The sequence below is a fragment of the Psychrobacter sp. H27 genome (assembly GCF_059072655.1).
Genome location: NZ_JCACRX010000001.1, coordinates 394,366 through 420,865 on the forward strand (window position 1 = coordinate 394,366; position 26,500 = coordinate 420,865).

18 protein-coding genes are annotated in these 26,500 nt (G+C 44.0%); 8 read left to right on the top strand and 10 right to left on the bottom strand.

The features are described from left to right. Positions 1-39: 39 nt before the first annotated feature. Positions 40-528 carry a bacterioferritin gene (bfr, locus tag AC5JPY_RS01540; RefSeq protein WP_319051701.1) on the bottom strand — a complete coding sequence of 163 codons (489 nt, stop codon included), beginning with the start codon at positions 526-528 and terminating at the stop codon, positions 40-42. 377 nt (positions 529-905) lie between these two features. Beyond that, a complete protein-coding gene (locus AC5JPY_RS01545) occupies positions 906-1,097 on the bottom strand; it encodes a (2Fe-2S)-binding protein (protein WP_319051702.1) in 192 nt (63 codons plus the stop codon). 290 nt (positions 1,098-1,387) lie between these two features. Between AC5JPY_RS01545 and AC5JPY_RS01550 the strand changes: the two genes are divergently transcribed. After that, positions 1,388-1,717 (top strand): ArsR/SmtB family transcription factor, encoded by a 330-nt coding sequence (locus AC5JPY_RS01550; protein WP_493843121.1) that lies wholly within the window; start codon positions 1,388-1,390, stop codon positions 1,715-1,717. A gap of 101 nt (positions 1,718-1,818) precedes the next feature. Here AC5JPY_RS01550 and AC5JPY_RS01555 read toward each other — a convergent pair whose 3' ends face one another. The 5 genes from AC5JPY_RS01555 to AC5JPY_RS01575 form a co-directional block, all read right to left on the bottom strand. After that, a complete protein-coding gene (locus AC5JPY_RS01555) occupies positions 1,819-2,541 on the bottom strand; it encodes a sulfate/molybdate ABC transporter ATP-binding protein (protein WP_319051705.1) in 723 nt (240 codons plus the stop codon). A gap of 110 nt (positions 2,542-2,651) precedes the next feature. Then, positions 2,652-3,587, bottom strand: coding sequence for a sulfate ABC transporter permease subunit CysW (cysW, locus tag AC5JPY_RS01560; RefSeq protein ID WP_443526436.1), 936 nt, complete (start codon positions 3,585-3,587; stop codon positions 2,652-2,654). A 1-nt stretch (position 3,588) separates the two neighbouring features. Continuing rightward, complete coding sequence (cysT, locus tag AC5JPY_RS01565; RefSeq protein WP_443526434.1) at positions 3,589-4,473, bottom strand: sulfate ABC transporter permease subunit CysT; 885 nt, start codon at positions 4,471-4,473, stop codon at positions 3,589-3,591. Positions 4,474-4,682: 209 nt separating this feature from the next. Next, complete coding sequence (locus AC5JPY_RS01570) at positions 4,683-5,777, bottom strand: sulfate ABC transporter substrate-binding protein (RefSeq protein WP_493851880.1); 1,095 nt, start codon at positions 5,775-5,777, stop codon at positions 4,683-4,685. Between the two features lie 283 nt (positions 5,778-6,060). Beyond that, positions 6,061-7,182 (bottom strand): sulfate ABC transporter substrate-binding protein, encoded by a 1,122-nt coding sequence (locus AC5JPY_RS01575; protein ID WP_493851881.1) that lies wholly within the window; start codon positions 7,180-7,182, stop codon positions 6,061-6,063. Positions 7,183-7,642: 460 nt separating this feature from the next. On the opposite strand from AC5JPY_RS01575, the gene AC5JPY_RS01580 reads away from it, so the two are divergent. Continuing rightward, on the top strand, positions 7,643-8,065 hold the full coding sequence (locus AC5JPY_RS01580) for a hypothetical protein (protein ID WP_493851882.1): 423 nt from the start codon (positions 7,643-7,645) through the stop codon (positions 8,063-8,065). A gap of 109 nt (positions 8,066-8,174) precedes the next feature. Here the strand turns inward: AC5JPY_RS01580 and sat are convergent, their stop codons facing one another. Further along, positions 8,175-9,425: a sulfate adenylyltransferase gene (gene sat / locus AC5JPY_RS01585; protein WP_493851883.1), complete on the bottom strand. Its 1,251-nt coding sequence runs from the start codon at positions 9,423-9,425 to the stop codon at positions 8,175-8,177. Positions 9,426-9,769: 344 nt separating this feature from the next. On the opposite strand from sat, the gene AC5JPY_RS01590 reads away from it, so the two are divergent. The 3 genes from AC5JPY_RS01590 to AC5JPY_RS01600 all read left to right on the top strand — a co-directional run bounded on the left by AC5JPY_RS01590 (position 9,770) and on the right by AC5JPY_RS01600 (position 12,793). Then, positions 9,770-11,461 (top strand): nitrite/sulfite reductase, encoded by a 1,692-nt coding sequence (locus tag AC5JPY_RS01590; RefSeq protein WP_493851884.1) that lies wholly within the window; start codon positions 9,770-9,772, stop codon positions 11,459-11,461. Further along, positions 11,454-12,071 carry a DUF934 domain-containing protein gene (locus AC5JPY_RS01595; RefSeq protein WP_493851885.1) on the top strand — a complete coding sequence of 206 codons (618 nt, stop codon included), beginning with the start codon at positions 11,454-11,456 and terminating at the stop codon, positions 12,069-12,071. Before AC5JPY_RS01590 ends, AC5JPY_RS01595 begins: the two co-directional genes overlap by 8 nt. An 83-nt stretch (positions 12,072-12,154) precedes the next feature. Continuing rightward, the gene (locus tag AC5JPY_RS01600; RefSeq protein WP_443526424.1) at positions 12,155-12,793 is read left to right on the top strand and encodes a phosphoadenosine phosphosulfate reductase domain-containing protein; all 639 of its coding nucleotides are present in this window, start codon (positions 12,155-12,157) and stop codon (positions 12,791-12,793) included. Positions 12,794-12,924: 131 nt separating this feature from the next. On the opposite strand, the gene AC5JPY_RS01605 is transcribed toward AC5JPY_RS01600, so the two are convergent. Beyond that, positions 12,925-13,665: an SDR family NAD(P)-dependent oxidoreductase gene (locus AC5JPY_RS01605; protein ID WP_493851886.1), complete on the bottom strand. Its 741-nt coding sequence runs from the start codon at positions 13,663-13,665 to the stop codon at positions 12,925-12,927. A 293-nt stretch (positions 13,666-13,958) separates the two neighbouring features. Here AC5JPY_RS01605 and cysG point away from each other — a divergent pair, with 293 nt between their 5' ends. From cysG to AC5JPY_RS01620, 3 genes are all read left to right on the top strand, one after another. Beyond that, positions 13,959-15,578: a siroheme synthase CysG gene (cysG, locus tag AC5JPY_RS01610; protein ID WP_493851887.1), complete on the top strand. Its 1,620-nt coding sequence runs from the start codon at positions 13,959-13,961 to the stop codon at positions 15,576-15,578. Positions 15,579-15,753: 175 nt separating this feature from the next. Next, positions 15,754-17,331, top strand: coding sequence for an exonuclease SbcCD subunit D C-terminal domain-containing protein (locus AC5JPY_RS01615; protein ID WP_493851888.1), 1,578 nt, complete (start codon positions 15,754-15,756; stop codon positions 17,329-17,331). A gap of 87 nt (positions 17,332-17,418) precedes the next feature. Beyond that, on the top strand, positions 17,419-21,264 hold the full coding sequence (locus AC5JPY_RS01620; RefSeq protein WP_493851889.1) for an AAA family ATPase: 3,846 nt from the start codon (positions 17,419-17,421) through the stop codon (positions 21,262-21,264). Between the two features lie 134 nt (positions 21,265-21,398). Here the strand turns inward: AC5JPY_RS01620 and AC5JPY_RS01625 are convergent, their stop codons facing one another. Continuing rightward, positions 21,399-26,243 (bottom strand): NAD-glutamate dehydrogenase, encoded by a 4,845-nt coding sequence (locus tag AC5JPY_RS01625; protein WP_493851890.1) that lies wholly within the window; start codon positions 26,241-26,243, stop codon positions 21,399-21,401. Positions 26,244-26,500 lie beyond the last annotated feature (257 nt).

Here is a 26,500-nt window from a genome sequence, read left to right on the forward strand (position 1 = left end):
ACTAAATGCTATGGTGTTTTATTCATGTCTATTATGATATCAGACAAGATTAGGAGTCACCTCAGCCATTTGGCTTTGTAGGTAATTGGGCAGACCAATCATATCAATCAAACGCAGCTGCTGCTCTAACCAGTGTGCATGATCCTCTTCCGTATCTTTTAGCTGCTCAACCAACATCTCACGCGTGACATAGTCATGCTCTGCTTCACAAAGCGCGATGCCATCTTTTAAATGCTGCTGTACTTGGTACTCTAAATCTAAATCAAGCTGCAACATCTCAGGAACAGTGCTACCGATGTTGATTTTATCGACTGTCATCTTAGGGGTGCCGCTCAGCATCAAAATACGGCGGACAATCGCCTGTGCGTGCAGCGTCTCATCATCCATTTCGTGATGGATACGATCATATAATTTGCCGTAGTGCCATTCAGCATACATCTCTGAGTGGATAAAATATTGGTCACGAGCGGCAAGCTCGCCGCCTAGCAAAAAATTCAAATAATCAATAACTTTTTGGCTACCTATCATAATGCGTACTCCTCTATTTATTTTTTGCACTTCACCTTATATTCACAATTAAATATATAAGGACAGCATGATTGGTAAACTGGTCAGTAAAGAGCAAAGTCAACAAAACATCTTACAATCTTAGACAGATATAGTAGCATACAGGCGCTATATAGCATGTAATGTTGTGAACTAAGAATAAGATGCTAATTGAGAATTATAATTGTCTACAATTGCTAATCAGGATACTTGATACAAGTCTGTAGCAAGTAGGTCGGTGTATCAAAGAGGTTATATGGACGCTTGCAACCTACCCCTTATGTATAATGAAAGAGTAAATGCAATATATTGAATATATATTTTTATGTTGGAAATACAATAGCTTACGCTAAATATACTTAAACTGCATATGCTAAAACATCGAGACTGGCATGATGCTCGTCCAAGTAGTCATTAACCATAGGCTCGCAGCATCCACAGCACGTTGCCACATCTAGAGTGTCTTTTAGACCATCAAGGGTATCGACACCCGATGCAATAGCTGCCTTGATTTGCTTTTCTTTTACGTTGTTGCAGATACATACGTACATGAACAGGCTCCTCTGAATACCACTACTTATTCGATGAATCACGATATGCAGTATAATAACGATAACTATTATCATTTTCAATAACATTTAACATCTTTTTTTAGTCGCAGCAGTATTACTATGTCTTTTTTCATCTATTTATGTAAGTGGATATAAGCGTGCATGTAACCGAATATTGTCGAAGGTAGTGAATTAACGATGAACTGTAATTTTGCTTATTTTTTAATCGATTTTGTAGATGACTGCTGTTATATTGAACCCCTATAAACGAAGCCCATTGGAATTTTCCTATGTCTGATAATAATTTTACGATACGACCTATTGATTTGTTTAAAGTCTTATCTGATCCGACACGCCTAAAAATATTTCAAATTCTTTTCAAAAAAGAAACACGTTGCGTGGGCGATCTAGTAGACATGCTTGATCAGCCGCAGCCCACGATATCGCGGCATTTGAACCATTTGAAAAAATTAGGTATCTTAAGCTGTGTACGTGACGGTACATGGATGTGGTATGAGGTCGCTGATGATTTACCAGAGTGGTGTCAGGATATTCTAGACATCACTTATGATCAACTCGCCCCAAGTGATATCGACAAAGACGAGTCAAAACCTGCTTAAGTATCATAATGGCGACAGTTCAGTTCACTGTAACTAAGATGATGAGAGCAGCCAATAAAAAAGCCTACATAAGTAGGCTTTTTTATTGGCTCGTCAACTGCTTATGTCAGATCTAAGAAGTCACTGATAAACGCATTGGCTGGCTGATGTATCAGCTCCTCTGACGTCCCTACCTGCTCTACTCGCCCTTGGTTCATCACCACAATCTCATCTGATACGGCGCGAGCTTCTTCCTGATCGTGAGTCACCATGATGCTTGTGATACCGAGCTCATGATGGATGTTTTTTAGCCAGGTACGTAGCTCTTTACGTACTTTGGCATCTAGCGCGCCAAATGGCTCATCAAGCAGTAATAGCTTTGGCTTTACAGCGAGTGCGCGCGCTAGTGCAATACGCTGACGTTGACCACCTGATAACTGATGTGGATAAGCATTGGCCACTTGTGGGAGCTGTACCAGATCTAGTAGCTCTGCCACACGCTTATTGATATCCGCTTTACTAGGTCGCTCATTTTTTGGTAGTAGTGTTAGACCAAAGGCGACATTGTCTGCGATGTTCTTGTGGCGAAATAGCGCATAGTGCTGAAACATAAAACCAATATGGCGCTTTTGTACAGGGGTATTGGTGACATCTAACTCATCAAACAATACCTGCCCAGAGTCAGCGTATTCCAAGCCTGCGATAATACGTAGCAACGTGGTCTTACCGCAGCCTGAAGGACCTAATAGCGTCGTCAACTTGCCAGTCGGTACAGTGATATTGATATTATCTAAAGCCGTAAAGTTACCGAATTTTTTATTAACGTTGCGAATCTCAATGCTCATAATCGTATCTCTTATTATGTCTTTTATCGTATCGTAGCAAGGTACTGGGTAGTTACTATATCAGTCCTATTAACACTGCCAAGTTGGATATCGTTGAATCGCGTCACTTATCACTTATCAACACTCTCAGCTGTTGCAGTCGTTGCATTGGCACTTACTGGTAGCTCAGGTGCACTCGCTAAGCGCTCAGACTTTGCAAACTTACGTTCTTGCATTTTGGTCATGACTTGCTGAATCAATAGCGTTATCAAGGCAAGTGCGGCCAGTAAGCTCGATAAAGCAAACGCAGCAGTAAAGTTATAATCGTTGTAGGCAATCTCAACCAATAGCGGCATGGTGTTGGTCTCACCGCGAATATGACCAGATACAACGCTGACAGCACCAAACTCACCCATCGCACGCGCATTGGTCAAAATCAAACCATACAGCAGTGCCCATTTGATATTAGGCAGTGTCACATGCCAAAAAGTCTGCCAACCACTCGCACCTAAGGTTAACGCTGCTTGCTCCTCGGAGTCGCCTTGGGTCTGCATCAGCGGTATCAACTCACGCGCAACAAAAGGAAAGGTCACAAATAGTGTCGCCAAAATGATACCAGGTACGGCATAAATCACCTGAAAGCCCATACTCTCAAGCCAGCCACCGATTGTAGAGTTCAGACCGAATAGCAGCACAAACATTAAACCGGCAACAACTGGTGATACTGAGAATGGTAAATCAAGCAACGTGGTCACCAGCTGCTTGCCTTTAAACTGGTAGCGTGTGACCAACCATGCAATCGCAATACCCATCACCATATTGATCGGCAACACAATGGCGGCGGTAATCAACGTAAGCTTGATTGCTTGTAGTGCTTCAGGATCAACTAATGAGGCAAGATATAACTGCCAGCCATTTTTGAACGCTTCATAAAACACAGCCAATAATGGCACCACAAGCATCAAGACCATAAACAGCACGGCAATAACAATAAAGGTGCGGCGTATCCATGGGGAATCTTTAGTCGCTGCGTTTTTTTGGTAGTCGTAGCTATTAGATATTTGCATATTAGCGAGCTCCTACACGGCGCGACAGTTTCCACTGCATGATATTAATGGTCAACAAGATAATAAACGATATGAGCAGCATAAATAGTGCGACCGCAGAGGCGCCTTGAATGTCAAACTGCTCAAGCTTACTGATGATAATGAGTGGCAAAATTTCAGACTGCATCGGTATGTTGCCAGCGATAAAGATAACCGAGCCATACTCACCAGTCGCACGAGCAAACATCATACCTGCACCCATCAGCAAGGCAGGCAATAACTCTGGCAAGATCACTTTACGAAATGTCGTGAGACGATTGGCACCCAAAACCGCAGATGCTTCTTCAAACTCGACTGATAGCTCAGCGAGTACTGGCTGCACGGCACGAACGATAAAGGGGAAACTGACGACGACCAGTGCCAACCAAATACCTATTGGCGTAAAGGCCACCTGAATATCAAACTTGGCAAACCATTGACCAATCAAGCCATTAGGCGCATATAGCGTCGCCAGTGAGATACCTGTGACTGCCGTTGGCAACGCAAATGGTAGATCGACCAAAGCATTGATGAGTGACTTTCCCCAAAACTCATAGCGAACCAGCACCCAAGCGACCAATGTACCAAACACCATATTGGTCAGCATCGCCAAAAACGACATCCATAAGCTCAGCTTGATAGCAGCAGTGACCTGCGGCTGAGTAATGGTATCCCAAAACCCAGTCCACCCCATCTGGGTTGTGGTATAGGCCATCATGGCAAACGGTAGGACTACCAATAACGACAAGCTAAAGACAGTTATACCCATGCTCAGACCAAACCCAGGTAGCACATTGCGCTGACGCAAACGGGTTAGCCAACCCTTTTTATTGGCGGGTTTACTGGCAGAAGAAGATGTTGCACTCATAGTGATGTCCTATTGCCTAACTGGTGGTACTTAGCGAGGGTGCTCACCGTAAGACCATTATTACTATTGTTATAAAAATTATTATTGGTCGGCTTATGATATAAAGGACATAGTGCGTACGACCATGTCCTTTATGGGGTGCTTCATAACTAACTGTCGAGCTAATCAATGTCTAGCGCAGTAGCTGCTCTTATGTACTTAGCAAGCAATTACTGAGGCGCATTAATCGCTAGCTGGTCAAACACACCGCCATCACTGAAGTAAGTTGTCATAATCTCATCCCATGTACCAAAGGCATCGTTCGGACGGAAAGTCTCAACTGGCGGCAGTTTGTCACCGTTTTTCTCAAGTACGCTTTGGACGCTAGGACGCAAGTATAGGTCAGCGGCTAGCTGCTGAGCTGGCTCACTCCACAAGTAATCAAGATACGCTTTGGCAGCATCTGTAGTGCCTTTTTTGTCTGTTACAGTCTTCACAACAGCCACAGGGCTCTCTGATTTGATTGAGTATTTTGGATACACGATATCTACTTGGCCAGCACCAAAATCAGTTGCCGCTAGGTTGGCTTCGTTTTCAAAGGTCACCAAGACATCACCGATGCCGCGCTGAACGAAAGTCGTTGTTGCTGCACGTCCACCGTTTTCATAGACTTTGACATTTTTTAGCATGTCTTTGACGTAGCCTTTAGCTTTTGTTTCATCTTCATTAAAAGCATGTAGACCATAACCATATGCACCTAAGAACGCATAACGACCGTTACCTGTGACCTTTGGATTGGCCATGACGATCTCAATACCATCTTGGGTTAAGTCTTCCCAGTCTTGAATATTTTTTGGATTGTCTTTACGTACCAAAAATACAATTGTACTGGTGAACGGCACTGCGTTGTCTGGGAATTTGCTTTCCCAATCTGACTCAACCAAGCCTTTTTTCTCAAGTAGCTCGATATCAGAGCCTTGGTTCATAGTGGCAACATCTGCTTGTAGGCCGTTAGCAACAGACAACGCTTGCTTGCTTGAGCCGCCATGCGATTGCTTAATTAAGATATCGCTGTCTGGGTTCTCAGCTTTATAGTGCTCAACAAACAATGGGTTGTAGTCTTTATAAAAGTCACGTGCCACATCGTATGAGACATTCAGTAGCTCAATGCTCTGCCCTTCTGCTGCTGCACCATCAGCGTTAGCAGCCGCATCAGTCGTCTCGCTATTGCTACAGCCAGCCAGACCAAGTGTCAAGGCAACGCCAGCAATACTTAAGGCACTAAGAGTTTTACTTTTTTGTTGATAACCGGCTACGTCTGTCATAAATACCTCAAAGATGTCTGTTGTGTGATGCAAGTATGCTAACAGTGCCATCTTATTATGTTTAATGATGAATATGCGTATGTTATTGCCAAAAGGGAATAACAAGCGGACAATTCTAAACATATCAATAATTTATCACACTACGAGTTATGTATAACTGTTGGTTTAGCAATGGACAGTGTTGCTACTGGCACAAATGCGATTTGCCTTACATATGCCTTCTTGTATGTACCTTAGTAATGATAGGCAAGATAGACAGTTCTACAAATTAGATAATCAGCGGCTACTTGCTGCTCGTCTTGGTGCTCGCCAGCTGATCAAAACGGCCGCCATCGACAAAAAATCCATCCATAATTTGGTTCCATGAGCCAAATACCGTCACAGGATCAAACGTCTCGATATCAGGTAATGTATCCTTGTGAGTGGCTAGGACTTGCTCGTTACTTGGGCGCATGTACATCTCTGCCATGAGCTCTTGTGCAGGCTTGTCCCATAAACCTTTCAGATAAGCATTTGCCGCTGCCGTCTTACCTGATTTTTCAGTCACTGCCGTGACCACTGCTACTGGGTTGGCGATGGTAATAGAGTAGCTTGGATAGACGATATCGACCTGACCTTTGGCAAACTGCTTGGCTGTCAAATGCGCTTCGTTTTCAGTCGTAATCAGCACATCCCCTAGGCCGCGCTGAGTGAAGCTGGTAGTTGCTGCACGCGCGCCATTGTCATAAGTGACTACGTTTGCTAGCAGCTTTTTGATAAAGCCATCAGTTTTAGTAGGGTTTTCGCTGCTCTTTTCTTTAAATTGATGCAGCCCATAGCCATAAGCACCTAAGAACGCATAGCGTGCCGTGCCACTGGTCTTGGGGTTAGGGATGACGACTTCGACATCATTACGTGCCAAATCTGACCAGTCTTTAATGTTTTTTGGATTGCCCGTACGAACCAGTAGCACCATCGTACTGGTATAAGGGACAGCGCCATTGGGTAACGCTTGCTGCCAGTCAGTGCTGACTAAGCCTCTCTCGACCAATAAGTTCATATCGGTTTCTTGATTAAAAGTCACCACATCAGCCTGCAAACCATTGGCCACGGACAGTGCTTGCTTACTTGAGCCACCATGTGATTGGTTGACCTTTACCTCGCTGTCTGGATGGGATTTGAGATAATCAGTACGAAATAGCTCATTGTAGTCTCTATAAAAATCGCGAGATACGTCATAAGAGACATTGAGCAGGCTAACGTCTTGTGAGTCGTTATTGCCAGCTGCGACGGCATCATTCTGTGTGGCTTCAGTTGGGCTACACCCAGTCATTATGGCCGCTGCAGTAATGATACTGCTGATACCAAGAGTCTTGGCGGATAGGCGGCGGTCACTCACGAACTGAATGTTTGTTGTTTTTTGCATGAGATTCTCAGTAAAGGTAATAGAACGTTTGTGCCAAAATAATTTTCACTATGAATGACTATTTTGGAGGACGTTTTTATTTTTGGGTTTTGGGTTTTGGGTTTTGGGGAGGATGAAAGCTATGCTATCAGCATAAATAGCAAACGCTTAGTGACGAATTCGCTTATCGAATAGTGATGTTGGCATAAGTGCTGTCAGTCTTTGTTTGACAGCATGAGGAGTAAAAAAAGGTACATCACTGCTGGCAGGTTTATTCAGTAGACTATAATTTGGGTAATCGGTACCATTGTTTGTATACGATAAGGTTTTCAGACCATAGTGATTTGAAAATCTATACTCTTACTCGACCAAAGGCATTTATATGATTCTTTCGTACCGTCGCTTTTATTCTGCTGGTAGACTCATGATGATCACCTCTACCCTTGTAACTTTAATAGGTTGTAATAATGTGTCGCCTACTATGAATAGCGCCAATCACAGCAGTATCAAATCAGTCACTAGTTCAGCAGATGAAGTTTTTGCAGACAAACTTTCAGCGGATTATGCTTCTGCAGACTACGATAAACGTGCTCAAGGCTATGACTGGGTTGGCGTAATGGTACGAGCAGAGAGTGATCAGCAGATTGACATTAAAGTTCGTTCACGCAGCGATATTAAAAAACCTACTTGTCACTTCGATGGCAAGGCGACACTCATGGGGCAAGATGCCGCTCACGGTACGATTTTTCAGGCACAGGTAAATGACAGCACCGCCTTTTTTCAATTTAAAGATGACACTCTCACCATCGACAGTACAGACAAGTATGCACTGAACTATTTTTGCTCAGGTGGTGGCTCGCTTGCTGGAGAATATAAAAAGCTGGCAGCAGGTCTAGAGATCTAATAGTCAGCGTTGGTGTTTGGAAATAGTAGAAAAAAAGGTGCCAGACCATAAGTCTGACACCTTTTTTATAACTGGTTTCGTACGCGTTATTTATACTGATGATCAGTCGTTATACCGCAGACGCCCCTGTTAATTTAACTTCAGCACGTTCTTCGCGAGCGATACCGGCGTAGTAATCACGCAAAATCTGTAATACTTCTGGACGACTAAAGTTATCTGGCACATCCATGTCTTCTGATAGTGCTTTACGCAGTTTAGTACCTGAGACTTTAACGTGCTCGGAGGCATCGTGCGGACAAGTCTTGTCAGAGGCCATTGCATTACAAGCATTACACCAGAACGTCCAGCCAATTTTTAGTGGTTGGGTGATAAGGTCATCTTTACCAACATGTTCAAAAATCGTTTGCGCATCAAACGCACCATAGTAATCACCCACACCCGCATGGTCACGGCCGACAATCAGGTGGCTACAGCCATAGTTTTGACGGAATAGCGCATGCAGTAGCGCCTCGCGTGGACCGGCATAGCGCATGTCTAACGGATAACCCGCTTGGATAACAGTATCTTGTCTAAAGTAATTATCGATTAGCGTTTTGATGGCTTCTTGACGGACTTCTGCTGGGATATCGCCCGGCTTTAGCGCGCCTAGTAATGAATGAATCAATACACCATCACAGATCTCAATTGCGATCTTGGCCAGATATTCGTGTGAGCGGTGCATTGGGTTACGTGTTTGGAATGCAGCCACTGTTTTCCAGCCTTTAGCGTCTAAGATTTCGCGAGTCTCTGCTGGCGTTTTATAGATCTCTGGATATAGTGTTGGGAACTCGCCTTCGCTAAGTACTTCAACGCTACCGGCAATATTGACAGCTTCTTGATTCAGTACTTGCTGAACACCTGGATGCTCTGAATCGGTAGTTGTAAATACTTGCTGGCACTCGTGCTTTTTATCGATAGTGTAGGTTTCTTCTACTGTCAAAATACCCATGACTTCGCCATCTTGAGCAACTAAGGCTACTTTGTCACCTTGACTCAAACTGTCCGCAGTCTCTGTTGGCGCAGATAGCGTGATAGGAATTGGCCAAAACAAGCCTGCGTTTTCGCCGCTCTGCAAGCGCATGTTGTCTACCACGCCCTGCCAGTCCGCTTGATTCATAAAACCATTTAGTGGCGTGAAGCCGCCGATACCGAACATGATCAAATCACCGCGCTCACGTGAGCTGAGGGTAATAGATGGCAATGTGCTGGCAAGCTCTAACGCTTCAGCACGTGCATCATCATTTAATAGTAAAGGTTTAAGTACGTCACTACCATGTGGCGGAACGAGTTTTGACTGGGTCGGAGCTTGAGTTTGAGTCATATAATTTTTAAAACCTCTTAAATAAAAGAATGGTCGAAGAAAATAAGTTGCTGTAAAGTGTCGCTTATATAGGTAGCTGCTAGCAAAAAATAGAGTAATAGTCGTTAGAAGAGTAATAACCATTAGGCATTGAATTTGATACGCATAGGCTACCTAACTTTCGTTATGAAAATTTATGCTGTGTTTGGATATGGATATGTCTGAAAGGAATTTATGATTCTGAGTGCAAGCTTATATCATGTATAGCTGAATTATGCGCATTGCACCCGGCAATAAAACCTATTACACACGCAAATCATTTTCGTCGCTGATTTTAAAATTAAAAACAAAACTGAGATTACGTCATGTATCAATATAATTACGCTGACCAGACTTTGGTAGAGGAACGAGTTGCCCAGTTTCGCGACCAAACTGAGCGATTTTTGGCAGGTGAGCTGCCAGAAGAGCAGTTTTTGCCACTGCGACTGCAAAACGGCCTTTACATCCAGCGTTATGCGCCAATGTTGCGTATTGCCATTCCTTATGGCTTACTTGCCAGCTATCAATTGCGAAAATTGGCTGAGATTACTCGCAAGTATGACAAAGGCTATGGGCACTTCACGACCCGTACCAATATTCAGCTGAACTGGCCAAAGCTAGAAGACGTGCCAGATATCCTAGCTGAATTGGCATCGGTACAGATGCATGCCATCCAAACCTCAGGCAACTGTATCCGTAATACCACAACGGATCCGTACGCTGGTATTCATAAAGAAGAGATTGCTGACCCACGTCCTTACTGTGAGATTATCCGTCAGTGGTCAACCTTCCACCCTGAGTTTGCTTTTTTGCCGCGTAAATTTAAGATTGCTGTGATCGGTACCAATGATGACCGCGCAGCAACGCAAGTACACGATGTCGGTCTACACGTAAAAACCAATGATGACGGTGAGATTGGTTTTGAAGTATTGGTTGGTGGCGGTCTTGGACGTATTCCTGTCCTTGGTAAAGTTATCAATAAATTCTTGCCACGTCAGCATTTGCTGAGCTATTTAGATGCTATCTTGCGTGTCTATAACTTGCATGGCCGCCGTGACAAAGGCAGCAAATACAGATCACGTATCAAAATTTTGGTCGAAAGCATGGGCGGTCCAGCGTTTGCCAAATTGGTCAATGCTGAATGGGAAGCCCACACCAAAGACGGCCCACTTACCTTGACGGATGAGAACTTTGCAACAGCGACTGGTTTCTTTAGTGAGCCTGACTATGCATCGTTCGACGCACTACAAGTACAGTCTGAGCTACAACAGCAACTAAACGCTGATAAAGACTTTGCCAATTGGTATAACCAAAACACCGTAGCGCATAAAGTAGCAGGTTACCGTGCAGTCGTAATCTCGCTTAAAGCGGGCTTGGTTGATGGTAAATACGTACCATCTGGTGATGTTAGTGATTCGCAAATGGATGCACTAGCTGATTTGTCTGATAAATACAGCTTTGGTGAGCTGCGTGGTACGTATCAACAGAACTTAGTATTCGCTGACGTACAGACCAACCATCTTTATGAGTTATGGCAGCAGCTATCTGACCTACATTTAGCACGCGCAAACATCAATACCCTAACAGATATGATTGTCTGCCCAGGTTGGGACTATTGCTCGCTTGCCAATGCAACGACGCATAACATCGCTGAGCAAATCGAAAAGCAATTCGATGACCTAGACTATCTGTATGATTTAGGTGAGATTCGTCTGAACATGTCTGGCTGTATCAATGCCTGTGCGCATCATCATACAGGCGATATCGGTATCTTGGGTGTTGATAAAAAAGGTGAACATTGGTACCAGATCAGTCTTGGCGGTAACTCTAGCGATGATGCCAAACTTGGCAAAATCTTAGGCAAATCCGTCCCTGCTCTTGAGGTCGCCAACACCATACAGCAGATCGTTGATGTGTACGTGGACTTACGTGCCAGCACAGACAATGACGTCGAGAGTTTCGGTCAATTGGTTGAGCGCGTTGGTATTGATCCATTTAAGGAGAAGGTCTATGGCTAATCATCATATTTTGGACAATCATGGCGTAGACATTAGCAGCCAAGACACTTGGCATGTGCTCACTACGGATGATCTGCCTGAGAGTATCGTATCGACTAATATTACGTTGCTTGAGCTACTACAAAAGCAAGAAAAGCCTGACGTCATCGTACCGCTTGCTGACCTATTAAACGAGTCAGGCGCGCAGGCTGGTGGTCTGATTAAAGAGGTTTATGAGCTGATCGTACAGCACAGTAGCCGACTTGGATTGTGGGTTACCGCCGATACTGACGCTGATGCACTAGAAGGCATTAGTGAATTACTATCAGCGCAAGCATTGATAGTAATTGATGTGCCTAAGTTCGCTGATGGTCGTCACTTTAGCTTTGCACGCACCCTGCGCCAAATCGGCTACACCGGTGAGATTCGTGTTGCTGGCGCGTTTGGCCGTGATCAAATTGCTTATATGTTACGTGTGGGCGTTGATAGCTTTGTACTGAGTGAGCATGACCTAGAAGCTGATTCTAAATTTGGCATTGAGCAAGCCTTTACAGCGCTTGCTAGCAGCTATGATGGTCGAAGTGCTTCGGATTTACCGATGTTTGCATCATCAGAGCCATCGGTCGCATAGTTTTAGCACTGACTATAATTTTTATAGTCATACCTAATATTTCTAATTAACACTTTATATTAACAACCATTAAGGAACATATTATGAGCCAACTACACCCAAACCTAGATATTGACCAAGCCAACCAAGACTTGCAAGGTAAATCACCTGAGCAAATCGTTGAGTGGGCACTGACTCAAGCAAAAAATCCAATTATCACCACCAACTTCCGTCCATACGAGTCAGCGATTTTGCATTTGGTTGCTAAGCAGCGTCCTGATATCACAGTATTGTGGGTAGACTCAGGCTACAACACAGATGCAACCTATCAGTTTGCTAACAAATTGATCCGTGACCTTGATTTGAATGTTGTGACCTATATCCCAAAACAAACGGCTGCCCACCGTGACGCGACCATGAACGGTATCCCAGGTATCGATAACCCACAGCACGATGAGTTCACTGAGCAAGTAAAACTAGAGCCATTCCGCCGTGCACTAGATGAGCTAAAGCCTGATGTATGGTTCAATGCGATTCGTAAAGACCAAACTGAGTTCCGTCAAGGTCTTGACGTGCTTAGCTTGTCAAAAGATGGTGTATTAAAAGTAGCGCCATTGTTTGAAAAAACAGATGCTGATCTAGATGTCTACTTAGAAGACAATAACCTACCAAATGAGCATGACTACTTTGACCCAACGAAAGTAGAAGAAAGCCGTGAGTGTGGTTTGCATACTCAGCTATAATCTTTGATAACCGCTCGCAGTATTCTGCAGCAATAAAAAAGCCCTCTCGTTTTGATAGGGCTTTTTTATTGTTGGGAAGATACGTAAGAACCGTTTGTTATTGTTGACGACTATGTTGGCAACTACTAAAGTTATTTGCGACCTAGTACCCAGCCACCATCCATCAAAACGTTAGCACCTTGCATATAGTTAGAATCATCAGATGCCAAAAACACAGCAAGTGCAGCAATCTCTTCAGGCTTGCCAGCACGCTCGGCAGGAATACGCTCTAGACGTTCATCGTCAATACCCTCAGTCATGGGTGTTTTTATAAAACCTGGCGACAATGTATTCACTTTAATGCCCTGACTACCAAAATCAAAAGCCAATTGCTTCGAGAACCCTAAAATGGCGTGTTTGGATGTCACATATGCTGAGCCACCCGGTCCTGCCATTTGTGTCGCTTGCGAACCGACATTAATAATGGTGCCACCGCCCTGCTCAATAAAATGCGGAATCACCATTTTGGAAGCCAAATAAGGCGCCTTGACATTAATCGCCATCAATTTATCGTAAAAATCCTCTTCTAGCTCAACAGCATTATCATAAGCGTCATGAATACCAGCACCGTTGTACAAAATGTCAATCTGACCATAAGTCGTTAATGCTTGGTCAACAACGGCTTGAATATCGGTCTTTTCCGTCACATCAGCTTTGACAAAGATGACGTCTTGATTGCGATCTCTAATGTCTTTGACAATTCGATTGCCGTCTTCCTCATCGCGTCCTGTAACGACTATTTTAGCGCCTTCTTTGGCAAATGCTTTGGCCGTTGCCTCACCTAACCCTGACGTGCCACCAAATAAAATCGCGACCCTGTCTTGTAATTTCATAGTATGCTTACTCTTTTTAATTATTGCTAATTATTGATATACGATTAATTGTCTTAAGACATGCTAGCACAACCTAATTTTGGGATATGTTAGCGTGTGTTAGATTACTTATTCATTTGATCAAGTAAGTTCATCTATTCCTATTAGCAAGAAAAATATCAATTAATATTTCAAAAACGAATATACTAATGCCAATTCACTACGTGAGAGTATGCCTGCGATACCTCATAATGGCGGCATCTCTTATACCTTCTCCAACCTTTATAATAAACAGTTAAATATATGGTGACACTATGAACACCTTCCCGCTATTTTTTAAATTAGAAGGCCGTAAAGTGCTCATCGTGGGCGGCGGCGAAGTGGCACTGCGTAAAGCGGATTTGCTCAGCCGCGCTGGCGCGTGCATTACAATTCTTGCGCCAGATATCAGCCATGAGTTGCAAGCTTTGCTAACGGATGATAAACACCAGTTTATCTACGAGAATTATAATAAGCGCTATATGTTAGGGGCACGTGTGATTATTGCCGCAACTGACGATGAAACGCTGAACCATGAGATTCACGCAGATGCAACTGAGCTAAATATCCCGGTCAATGTGGTCGATACCCCGCCATTATGCGATTTTATTTTTCCAGCCATTATTGATCGTAACCCTATTGTGATTGGGATTTCATCAAATGGTAAAGCACCAGTATTGGCACGGCTATTACGGGCACGTCTTGAGACCCTAATCCCGCAAGGCTATGGTAAATTGGCCAAACTGGCTGGTGACTTCCGCAGTGAGGTAAAAGCAAAAATACCCACACTCACTGGGCGTCGTCAGTTTTGGGAACGCGCGTTTGAAGGTCAGGTCAGCCAGCTCATGTTTGCTGGTAACGAAACAGAAGCTACTGCCCAGTTGCAAGCTGATTTAGATAGTACCGCAGCTGCTATTCATCATAAAAACCATTCTGATGCCCCAGTAAATACAACGCCTACGCTATCAGATGATTCAGATAACAAAGCACCTCCTGTCGGTGAAGTCTATATCGTTGGTGCAGGTCCTGGTGATCCGGAGCTATTGACGTTTAAAGCGCTGCGTTTGATGCAGCAGGCTGATATTGTCTATTATGATGCCTTGGTATCGCCACAAGTGCTGGATCTTTGCCGTCGTGATTCTGATAAAGTATTTGTCGGTAAAAAACGCAGTAACCATACGGTCGCACAGCTTGGCATCAATGAGTTGTTGGTTAATAGCGCCAAAGAAGGTCGCCGTGTCGTTCGTTTAAAGGGCGGTGATCCTTTTATCTTTGGTCGCGGTGGCGAGGAGATTGAAAGCTTACGAGCAAACAATGTGCCCTACCAAGTTGTACCGGGTATTACCGCTGCCAATGCCGCGGCAAGTTACGCTGGTATTCCCCTCACCCACCGCGATCACTCACAGTCCGTACGTTTTGTGACAGGGTTCTTGAAGGCTGGCGCACCCAATAGTAATTTTAAAAATTTCTTAAACACTGATGAGACCGTCGTGTTTTATATGGGCTTGCACTCGCTGGCACGTTTGACCGAAGGTTTGGTTGACGCTGGTCGTAGCGCTGATACACCCATTGCTATCGTCTCTAATGCGAGCATGCCCAATCAGCAAGTACTGACGGGTACGCTTGCCACGATTGTTGCCAAACAAGAGGACGCTCAGCTGCCCACGCCTGCCCTACTTATTATGGGAGATGTGGTTAGTCTGCATCATGATTTGGCTTGGTATAACTTGCAAAATCAGCAACACAGTGAGGCTTTGGCTAAGAATTGGCTGCGTGGAGGAGTCACAGGCGAAGCTACTAAACAGCCTATAGACCAGCAAGCACATGCACTATCGATGGTAGCAAACCTCGCGATGCAGCAAGAGGATGGACCCGAGCAACTGATTATTGATTAGCCTTTCCTTACTATGTAAAGCTTATCAGCAAAAATATTTTTCTTTATAACTATAAAAAACCCTGCCAATAGATGATTGGCAGGGTTTTATTTTGGCAACAGAGAAAATCCCAACGATTCTTGCTAGAATGAAAGCTACCTAACCCCTGTTCTGACGTTTAATAATAAGCCAAACTATGCCCCCATCTATTGCTTCTAAATATACCTCTACTAAACCTTTAAAAATATTGCACACGTCCGATTGGCACTTGGGGCGACGTTTATATGGTCGTCTGCGTTATGAAGAGTTCGAGGCGTTTTTACAGTGGCTAGAAGACATCATTAGCACACAGCAAGTAGATATATTGATTGTCGCAGGTGACATCTTTGATACCATGACCCCCAGCAATAAAGCCCAAGCGCTATATTATGAGTTTTTAGGTAGGGTCTCGCGCTCGTGCTGTCAGCATGTGGTCATTGTCGCAGGCAATCATGACTCACCAACATTTTTGGATGCGCCAAGCAATGTGCTCAAATTTTTGAACGTCCATGTGATTGGTACGGCTTGTGATGATTTAGAAGATGAGGTATTGGTTTTAGGTGATGATGATAACAATCCTCATTGCATCATCGCTGCCGTACCCTACCTGCGCGATCGTGATGTGCGTAGCAGTAGCGCGGGTGAGTCTGCGGATAGCAAAGACGCCAATGTCATCCAAGGTATTCGCGCCCACTATGATGCAGTAGCAAGCATTGCCAAGGCACAACAGGCCAAATTAATCAAGGCACATCAACGGCATATTCCCATCATTGCCACAGGTCACCTATTCGCAGCAGGCGGCAAAACAACCGACGATGATGGCGTGCGTGATCTCTATGTTGGCTCACTTGGCAAAATATCCGCTGATATGTTCGATGAAGGTTTTGATTATGTCGCTCTTGGGCATTTACATGTGCCACAGCGCGTTGGTGGTCATGAGAGTATTCGCTATTCAGGCTCACCTATTGCCATGGGTTTTGGAGAGGCCAAGCAACAAAAACAAGTACTACTTATACAATTTGGCAATTCCGAATCTTTTGATAATGATAGCTTAAGTCTAAACGTTATCCCTCAGCTGGTCAGCACAGACGCTACTGTCCAAACCGCAAAAATTGAAAAGCCAATAGAGAAAACAGCTAAAAAAGCAGTTAGCCAAGTAGAGCTGTTCATGGACGATTTGTTTGGTTTTGACGAGCCAATAGAAGATACAGAAGCAGAAAAAACAGTGACTCCCAATGGCACTTCTACTCAGCAAGATCAAAGCAGTCAAACAATACCTGCTAAGACTACCACTGCCAATAAAATGCTGCACCGAAACGATGCCAATCAGATGCAAGTAGTTTCCCTACCCATTCCAAAATTCCAACAGCTGGCGCAGATATCTGGTGACCTGACTATAATCTCACAAACGATAGAGTCACTCACACCAGCTGAATCTGTTTGGTTAGAGGTGGTCTATACGGGTGACGAGATTGTGAGTGACTTACGTGAGCAAGTACAAGCGATGGTTGATGGACTGCCATGTGAGGTGCTAAAGATTAAAAACACCCGCACTTATAATAAAGTACTAAATCAGCAGCAGACTTCCGAAACCTTACAGGATTTGAATGAAATGGATGTGTTTGAGCGCTGCTTAAATCTAAATGGCGTGGCTGAGTCACAAAAAGACTCGTTGCGCGATGCCTATGGTCAGATACTCTATAATCTACGTCATGAGGACAAACAGGCGGAATGATATAAGGGATAAATCATTATCACACTTCTATTTTCTATCTTTCTAAATTTTCGCAGCTGCTGCTATCACTAATAATAAGACACCTCCATGCGCCTAATCGAACTCAGACTCAAAAACCTCAACTCTCTCAAAGGTGAATGGCATATTGATTTTGCTGATACAGCATTTATCAATGAAGGTATCTTTGCTATCACAGGACAGACTGGCGCTGGCAAGACCACCATATTGGATGCGATTTGTTTGGCGCTATATAGCTGTACGCCAAGACTAGGTAAAATAACAGGTGCTTATAATGAAATAATGACTCAAGGCGCTGGAGAATGCTCAGCAGAAGTTATTATTGAAATAAACTCAAAACGCTATCAGTGCTCGTGGTATCAACATCGTGCTCATAAAAAAGCTAAGGGAAATTTGTTAGCTATTAAACATGAAGTTAGTGATGTTGAAACAGGCAAAATCCTAGAAGATGGGAAGATTAAAACTGCTCCCTATATACAAAATTTGTTAGGTATGGATTTTGATCAATTTACGCGCTCTATCATGCTCGCTCAAGGCAGTTTTGCTGCTTTTCTAAAATCAGACTCTGATAAAAGAGGGGCAATATTAGAGAAAATAACAGGCACGAGCATTTATGCCATTATCTCCAAGCAGGTTCATGAAAAGCATCGCACCGAACAAGAGATACTGAGTAAATTACAGTATGGTTTAGATGGCTTAGCGCTTTTAGATACTGTAGAAGAAAGTCAATTAAGAGCCGAATTGCAGTCATCTCAAAGTGTTCAAAATACGCAGCAGCAAGACATTCAAAATTTGGCAGAAAAAATTAAATGGCTAGATAGTGTTGCAGAAGCAAAAGAAAAACTGAGTAGCTATCAACGCAATCTTGATAGTGCCCAGCAGGCGCAGCAAGATTTCATCCCTAATGCCAAGCGTTTAACTGCCGCCAATATGGCGTTGGAGCTTGATAGTCAGTTTAGCCAGCTGACTCATAGCCGCGACAACCTAAAAAGCTTGCAAGATGAGCAGCAGCAGATAAATCAGACATTACCTCAGCAAAAAGACCATCAAAAACAAGCTAAGACCCGTCTAGAGACCGCACAAGTCCGAGTGCAAACGGCTAGTAACGCGTTACGAGATACTCTGCCCGATATTGCAAAGGCGCGTAAATTGGATACAGACATTGCGCAAAATAGGTACGCTTTAGAAGAGACTGAACAAAGACAACACGCTTTATCTATGAGCACTCAACATTTGCGTCAAGAAATAGATGATTATAAAAAGTCAGCTGAGCATAATCAAACTCAGTTAGTAGAGGTAGAAGGTTATCTCACACATAATAACGAGCTTAGCGACATTGACAGCGATATTGCTAAATTTGAGAGTTATTGCAAACATCTAAAGTCATTGCTACAAGACAATGTTGACCTAAACATCAACAAAACCAGCCAGCAAAGCGATATAGAGCAGTATCAAAGCCGTCTTAAGACCTTGCATGAACAGCAAGAGAGACAAGTAATCGAAGAACAATCGCTGCAAACTAAGACCACAGCACTGCAACAAGAGCAAACCACTTTAACTGAAGTACAATCTTTATCTGAGATGCGGAATGAACAAGAGCAGATCGATAACCTCAATCGTCAACTTGAACAAATGGGGCTAAAAGCAGGTCAGCTTAATGAGATTAGTGCACATACCAAAAACATAGATATCACGCTACCAGTGATAAAAAACGAGTTAGTAGAATTGACTAACATCATTGATGATACAGTGTCTGCTATCCACGCTGCTAAAGATAAGCGGAAAGACAAACAAACACAGCTGTATCTACTACAAAAAGTAGCCACGCTAGAAAGTCACATTGCCGATTTAAAAGACGGTCAAGCCTGCCCGCTGTGCGGATCGCTTGAGCATCCTTATCGCACAAACCATCCGCATTTGATATCAGATACCGAAGCGGATCAGATTAAGCAGCATATAACAGATTTAGACACTACCATATCCAATTTGGAAAACCGATTATCTGCACATCGTATCAGTCAGGCGACCAAACAGCAGCAGCTTGAGCAGCAGCAAAATCAGCAAAACCTGCTACAAGATCAAGCACAAAAACTAGCGGCTGATACCAATCAGTCAGTCCGTTTGGTGCTTGATGGAAGCTACTCGCCGTTTATAGCGGCAACGATACTGCCATTGCAGCAACGTGAGCCACAGGTAAATATACTACCTCTATTAGATCGTATTCAACATCAACTTGCTGAACGTAGAATTGCTCTTAAAGACACGCTGTTCAACTACGAAACACTTGGTGAGAATATATCTACCATACTCGATGACATAAGCGCGCTAGCGCAACAGCAGCATAAGCTGGCAAGCGATATTAATGAGATTGAGACGGATATTAAAATTAAGTCCGCGAGTATAGATAATATTAACAAAGAGGTTCACGATAACTTCTCCAAATTGGTAACTCTCAAGAATGATATCGTACAGTTGTTAACCAAATATACTGCTGGCAGATTTCAGTCAGAGTCGCTAGCACAGATACGTACTTCGCAGCTCACTTTATCCCCTCTGATGGATAGTATTGATAACCAATTCATACTAAGTGAGGCGGATTACCATACGCATATCAATACATTTCGTCAGCAGCGTGCAGCGTTACTCAGTATAAGAGATGAATTCAATCAATCTAAAGAAACGCAGCAAACGCTGACGACATCATTAGGTCGTCTAGACATACAGATCGATACCAAACAAAACCAGTTGGACAACAACCAACAGGAGCTTGATAAGCTGGTTAAGCTCGTGACTGAAAAGACAGAGACGCTTTATCAGCTAAAAACAAACAGAGAAGATGTTTTTGCTGATAAAGACCCTGAAGCAGAAGAAAAGCGTTTGCGTGAGGCGTTAGAACAAGCACAAATCGAGCAAACCTCTGCACAGCGGCAGCTCGATAACTCTGAGCTTGAGCTTAAACAATTGCTTAACAAACAATCTCACGTGACTGAGCAAGTGACCACCGTAATAGGTGCGCTCAATATTCAAGAGGACGCTTTTAAATCAATACTTACCGCCTCCAATTTCACCAATGAAACGGATTTTGCGAATGCGCGCCTGCCCATTGATGAACGTAATACGCTCAAGCAGCAGCAAGAACGTATTGATTATGCGCTAAAGCAAGCGCAGTCTTTATTAAAAGAAACACAGAAAGCATTGGAAGATAAGCAAGCTAACCCGCTGACAACAGACGACAAAGAGACACTCACTCAACAGCATACTCAAGCACAAGAAGCGTCTAATAAACGCATTGAAGCAATTGGCGCTATTAGTCAGCGACTAAAAGACAATGAGGACAAGAAAAGCACCCAACAGGCACAGATAGAGGCCATCAATGCTCAAAAGGATAAGCTGCAAGTGTGGCAACAACTACACAAATTGATTGGCTCATCCGATGGCAAAAAGTATCGCACCTTTGCACAGGGTTTGACCTTTGACCTCATGGTTAATCATGCCAATACTCAGCTGCAAAAAATGAGTGACCGCTATCTGCTAGCGCGTGACGATGACAGCCCACTTGAGCTCAATGTCATTGACAACTATCAAGGCGGCGAGATTCGTAGCACCAAAAACCTATCAGGCGGTGAAGGCTTTATTATTAGTCTTGCTCTAGCACTCGGACTATCACAGATGGCCAGTCAAAACATTCGCGTGGACTCGCTATTTTTGGATGAAGGCTTTGGGACATTGGATGAAGAGTCTTTAGATATTGCGCTGGATACGCTGACTAATTTGCAGCAAGAAGGGAAATTAATTGGCGTGATATCCCATGTGCAGGCATTAAAAGATCGTATTTTGACCCAAATCAAAGTAGAAAAGCTCTCAGGTGGATTCAGTCAGATAACAGGACAAGGCTGTCAGCGAATCGCGAGCTAACGTTTTGTTATTGCACGCGTCTCATAAGGCAAAAATAAAAAACCACCGAACATTGCGCTCGGTGGTTTTTTTGAACATACGGCTATTTTGTGTTTAGTGGCTAATCATTCAGCTACTCGTTACTTAGTGACTACTTATTTAGTTACTAGGCCACTCAGCTCACTCATCAGTACGGATAGTGTTGAGAGACCAATTTGAGCGTCTGCATCGTCACTATACATATCGTCAAGCTTCTGCATTTCTGTAGTGACCGCTGCCAGTTGGTCAACGTGTCGTGCTCTCCACTCACTAAAGGCTTGCTTGGCATCTGGTTTTGATAGTATTGCATCCATCAGTAGGCGCAAGCTGCGTGACAGCTCATTGACTAGTGCATGACGTGCACGGCGATCCCAGTAGTCTTGCTGTGGTAAATTGGCAATATTGTCCATCATCCAATCTAACTGCAACACTTGATAAGCTTCGAAATACAAAGTTGCGATCTCATCGACAGGACGCTCATATTGCTCAGCAAGCAACGCAGCATCAAGCGCATCGACATGATACGGTAGCATTGCAAATAGCGTAGCATCGTTATCAGACAGCTCTTTTTGCATTAAATGCTTGGTATCTTCTTGCAGATATTGAGCAAATTGCTGCTCGATAAAGCCACTTGGTTTGGTCAGTTTTTCAACACTGTCACTAAAGCGGCTAATCATATCAGCGACTTGCAGATTTTGCCCAAAGGCATTGATAAACCAGACCACACCGCGCTCTAATGAATCACGTAAACGCAGCTCAAGGTTCAACAGCAGTGTTGCATCTACCTGATTATCTAGCGCTTCTAGTGCCTTCCAAGCGCGCGATACATTAAATACATCGCGGCTGATCACATAACCTCGGACGATGGTTGCCAACGATTGATCAGTTTCTTCAAATAGACGGAATAGCGCCTCAATACCTAAGCGGTTGACCACGCTATTGGTCAAGTAAGTACTGATGATCTCACGATGCAAGCGGTGTTCCGTCATCTCATCAAAGAAACGCGAGGCAAGCTCATCTGGGAAGTACTTACGTAGCTCATTAATGAAGTATGGATCATCTGGAAGATCGGACAATAACAGGCTGTCATACACCCACATTTTGCCATATGCCAAGACGACTGCTAGCTCAGGATTGGTCAGACCACTATCTGCTTTTTGACGTTTTGCAATCTCTTCGTCTGATGGTAGATACTCAATCGCACGATCAAGACGCCCTTCACCCTCTAGCATCTGAATAAAGCGCTGATGATCACTTAAATTAGCAGCGGCTCTGATATGACTCAGCTCAATCGCTTGTGGCTGCAAGTAGTTCTGACGCAGTACCAGTTCTGCTACGGTATCCGTCATACTCTCAAGTAGCTCATTACGCTGTTTGAGCGTCATATCACCTTGCTCAACCACTTTACCCAGTAGGATTTTGATATTAACTTCATGATCCGAGCAGTTAACACCACCTGAATTGTCAATCGCATCGGTATAGACACGACCACCATTTTGGGCGTACTCAATGCGGGCTTGCTGGGTGAAACCTAAGTTACCACCTTCGCCAATGACTGCGGCGCCAAGCTCACTACCATTCACACGCAGCACATCATTGGCACGATCGCCAACGTCCGCATGCGTCTCATTCACACTTTTTGCATACGTTCCAATACCGCCATTCCATAGCAAGTCGACTGGCGCTTTGAGTAAAGCACTGATCAGCTCATTGGGAGTTAACGTATCAGCACTGATTTCAAAGAGAGACTTCATCTCAGGACTGATCGCGATGGTTTTGTCTTGGCGAGAGAAGATACCGCCACCTTGGCTGATCAATGAGGCTTCGTAATCTGCCCATGATGAGCGTGGCAACTCAAACAAGCGTGCGCGCTCAGCATATGAGGATGCAGTATCTGGATTGGGATCAATAAAAATATGCAGATGGTTAAAGGCAGCAACCAGCTTAGTATGCGTTGATAGCAGCATGCCATTGCCAAATACATCCCCGCTCATATCACCGATACCGACCACAGTGAAATCATCACGGTTTTGAATATCTTTGCCTTGCATACGGAAATGACGTTTGACTGACTCCCAACCACCACGCGCCGTGATACCCATTGCTTTATGGTCATACCCTACTGACCCACCTGATGCAAAGGCATCATCAAGCCAGAAGTTGTACTCTGCTGCTAGCGCGTTGGCGATATCAGAGAATGTCGCAGTGCCTTTGTCCGCAGCAACAACTAAGTATGGATCGTCTTCGTCATGGCGTACCGTGTTGGCTGGCGGGACAATCGTGCCATCAACGATGTTGTCTGTGACATCGAGCATACCACGCAAGAATGTCTGATAACAGGCGATACCTTCGGCTTGGAACGCCTCACGACCATCGGCCATACTCTTGGTCTTGACGATAAAGCCACCTTTAGAGCCAACAGGCACGATCACTGCGTTTTTGACCATTTGTGCTTTGACCAGGCCCAGTACTTCGGTACGGAAATCTTCCATACGATCTGACCAGCGCAGACCACCACGAGCCACTTTTCCGCCACGTAAATGCACGGCTTCGACGCGCGGTGAGTAGACAAATATCTCAAACATTGGTTTTGGCTTTGGCAGATTTGGAATATCTGCGGCCAAGAACTTAAACGACAAGCGATCTTTGCGCTGACCATCATTATCCGTCTGATAGAAGTTGGTACGTACCATCGCGTTAATCAGATCTAAGTACCAACGCAAGATACGATCTTCATCTAGGCTATCCACATCTACAAGTGCCGCGGTGATTTGCTCTTGGATTTGCGTAGCTTTTGCTTGGCGATCGTCTTCACTATGCTTAGGATTCATACGCGCATCAAATAAACTACCTAACGCCACGCTGATATCACTGTTTTTGACTACCGTTTGCTGGATATAGGTACTAGAGAACGGCGCGCGTGCTTGTAACATATAGCGCGACAGTGCACGCAGCACCACCACATCATAAGTATCAAGCTTAGTAGTTAGTACAAGCTCATTGAATGAATCACTCTCAACACGTCCTGCCCAGATTTGTTTTAGGCTGTCTTCGAACTGACCACGTACGACTTGCATATTGACGGTATCGACATGCTCTAGGGTCAACTCATACTCTTGCATCCAGATAGGCTGCTCTGGCAAATCAAACTCATATGTCTGTGCTGAGATGACTGACACACCAAAGTTCTCAAGTATTGGTAATACTTTTGACAAGATAACAGGTTGCTCGCGACCATACAGTTTTAGGTGGAGCTGGTTACGTGCATCGCCTGTCGACTGGTATAAATGCCACAGCATCGGGTTCTCTGTAGTCAAGCCAGCCAAACGCTTGGTATCCTCGACGGCAGTACGCGCATCAAAACGCTCTTGGTATGCCGCAGGAATATAATCTAAAAAGCGACGACTCAAAGCATTGGCTTGTTGCTCACCGACATTATCGAGTAGCATTTTTTGGTAGTTATCATCCCATGACTGCATGAGTGCTGATAGTTTGGCTTCAAGCGTTGCAATATTGACGTCATTTACCTGACCGGGCACAGTACGCACATGGACATGTACGCGGGCATGCGCAGATTCATTAAATTCAGTCGTAAACCCTGATGACATGCCGTTGTAGGCATCTTTTAGGACGTTCTGTACCTTAATGCGTAGCTCCGTGTTGAACTTATCACGCGGGATATAGACTAGGCACGACACAAAGCGCTGATAATGATCGATACGGCTAAATAGACGTAGGCTTTTCTTATCTTGTAATTGGCTGATACCAGAGACAATTGGATATAGCTCTTCAACGCTGGCTTGGAACAAGTCATCGCGCGGCAAGGTATTGATCACATGCATCATCTTATGATGAGCGTGACCATCACGTGGCAAGTCTGCCATAGCCATAATCTTATTGGCTTTTTCGCGCAATAGCGGAATTTGCTGAACCGTCAGCTGATACGCTTGTGACGTGAGCAAACCGATAAAGCGATACTCACCAACCAACTTACCATTATCATCAAATTTATGGATACCCAAAAAGTCCATATATACCGAGCGATGGATCGGTGATACACGACTTGATTTGGACAGCATCAATACGCGCGGTTCAGTCAATAACTGCTTTAGCCCTTTAGGTAGTTGACTAAAGCTCTCTGACAACTTGTCTTGTTCAGAGCCGCGTAACAGACCAAGTCCACTATTGCCAATGGCAAACAGATCTAAATTGGTCGGTTCGCTTACTTCGATTTCGTGACCACCTTCTAAGCGATATTCGCGATAACCTAAGAATATAAAGTGGTCATCTAATATCCAATCCAAGAACGCTTGAATTTCTTGCTGTGAATAAAACACTTCTGGTAATGGTTTGTTAGACAACTCAGCTTTGATGTCATTGAGCTGAGCACGCATTTGTTTCCAGTCACCAACGACCGTATCAAGCGTATCGATTTTAGACAGCAGCATTTGCTGTAGAGCATCCAAGTCTTCATTATCTTGATAAGCGATTTCACAGTGAATCAATGACAAATGAGAGGTTGCACTTTCATGTGCGCCTTCAACATAGGTAATCTGACCGTCATCATCACGCTTAACACTAACGATGATGTTGTACGTGCGGTGCACATCGATGCCTTCAGCCTCAAGGCTCATCAAGATGGTATCGACTAAAAACGGTCTATCATATGCGACGATTTGGATCACCGTGTGTGAGCTATGAAAGTGTTGCTCTTCCGCCAATGGGTTAAATACGGCGAGCTGCGGCTTGCTGCAATCATAGGCTTTGAGCAACGTAAAATGATGTAGCGCCATGCCCGCCAAGTCAGCATTGCTAATCGCCTCTGCAGTCTCTTGATGCAGCGGCTGATAGTAGCTATGAATAAAATGATCAAATAGTGATTTGTCTTTTTGTACATAGCCGGTAGCAATATCGCTTATCTGGCTAATGCGCTCTTTTGCGATACTGAGGGAGTTTGGCATTGTCCTTCGTCCTTTTTATAGATTTGGTTTGTCTCTTTATTTATGTTTATCAATCCGTATCAACTGCTTTTATTGCACATTTCTTTTCACAGAATCGTTGTCAAAAATTGCAATATAATGGCAGTGTGTCCAGTCACGTGACTTATTATTTTATAACTTCTACAGATTTTCTCCTTTTTCGTTCTTATTTTTATAAATATGTAGCAATCAGGATGTAATCCTACTATTACAGTGAAGTTTAACGCACCTGCGGCGTT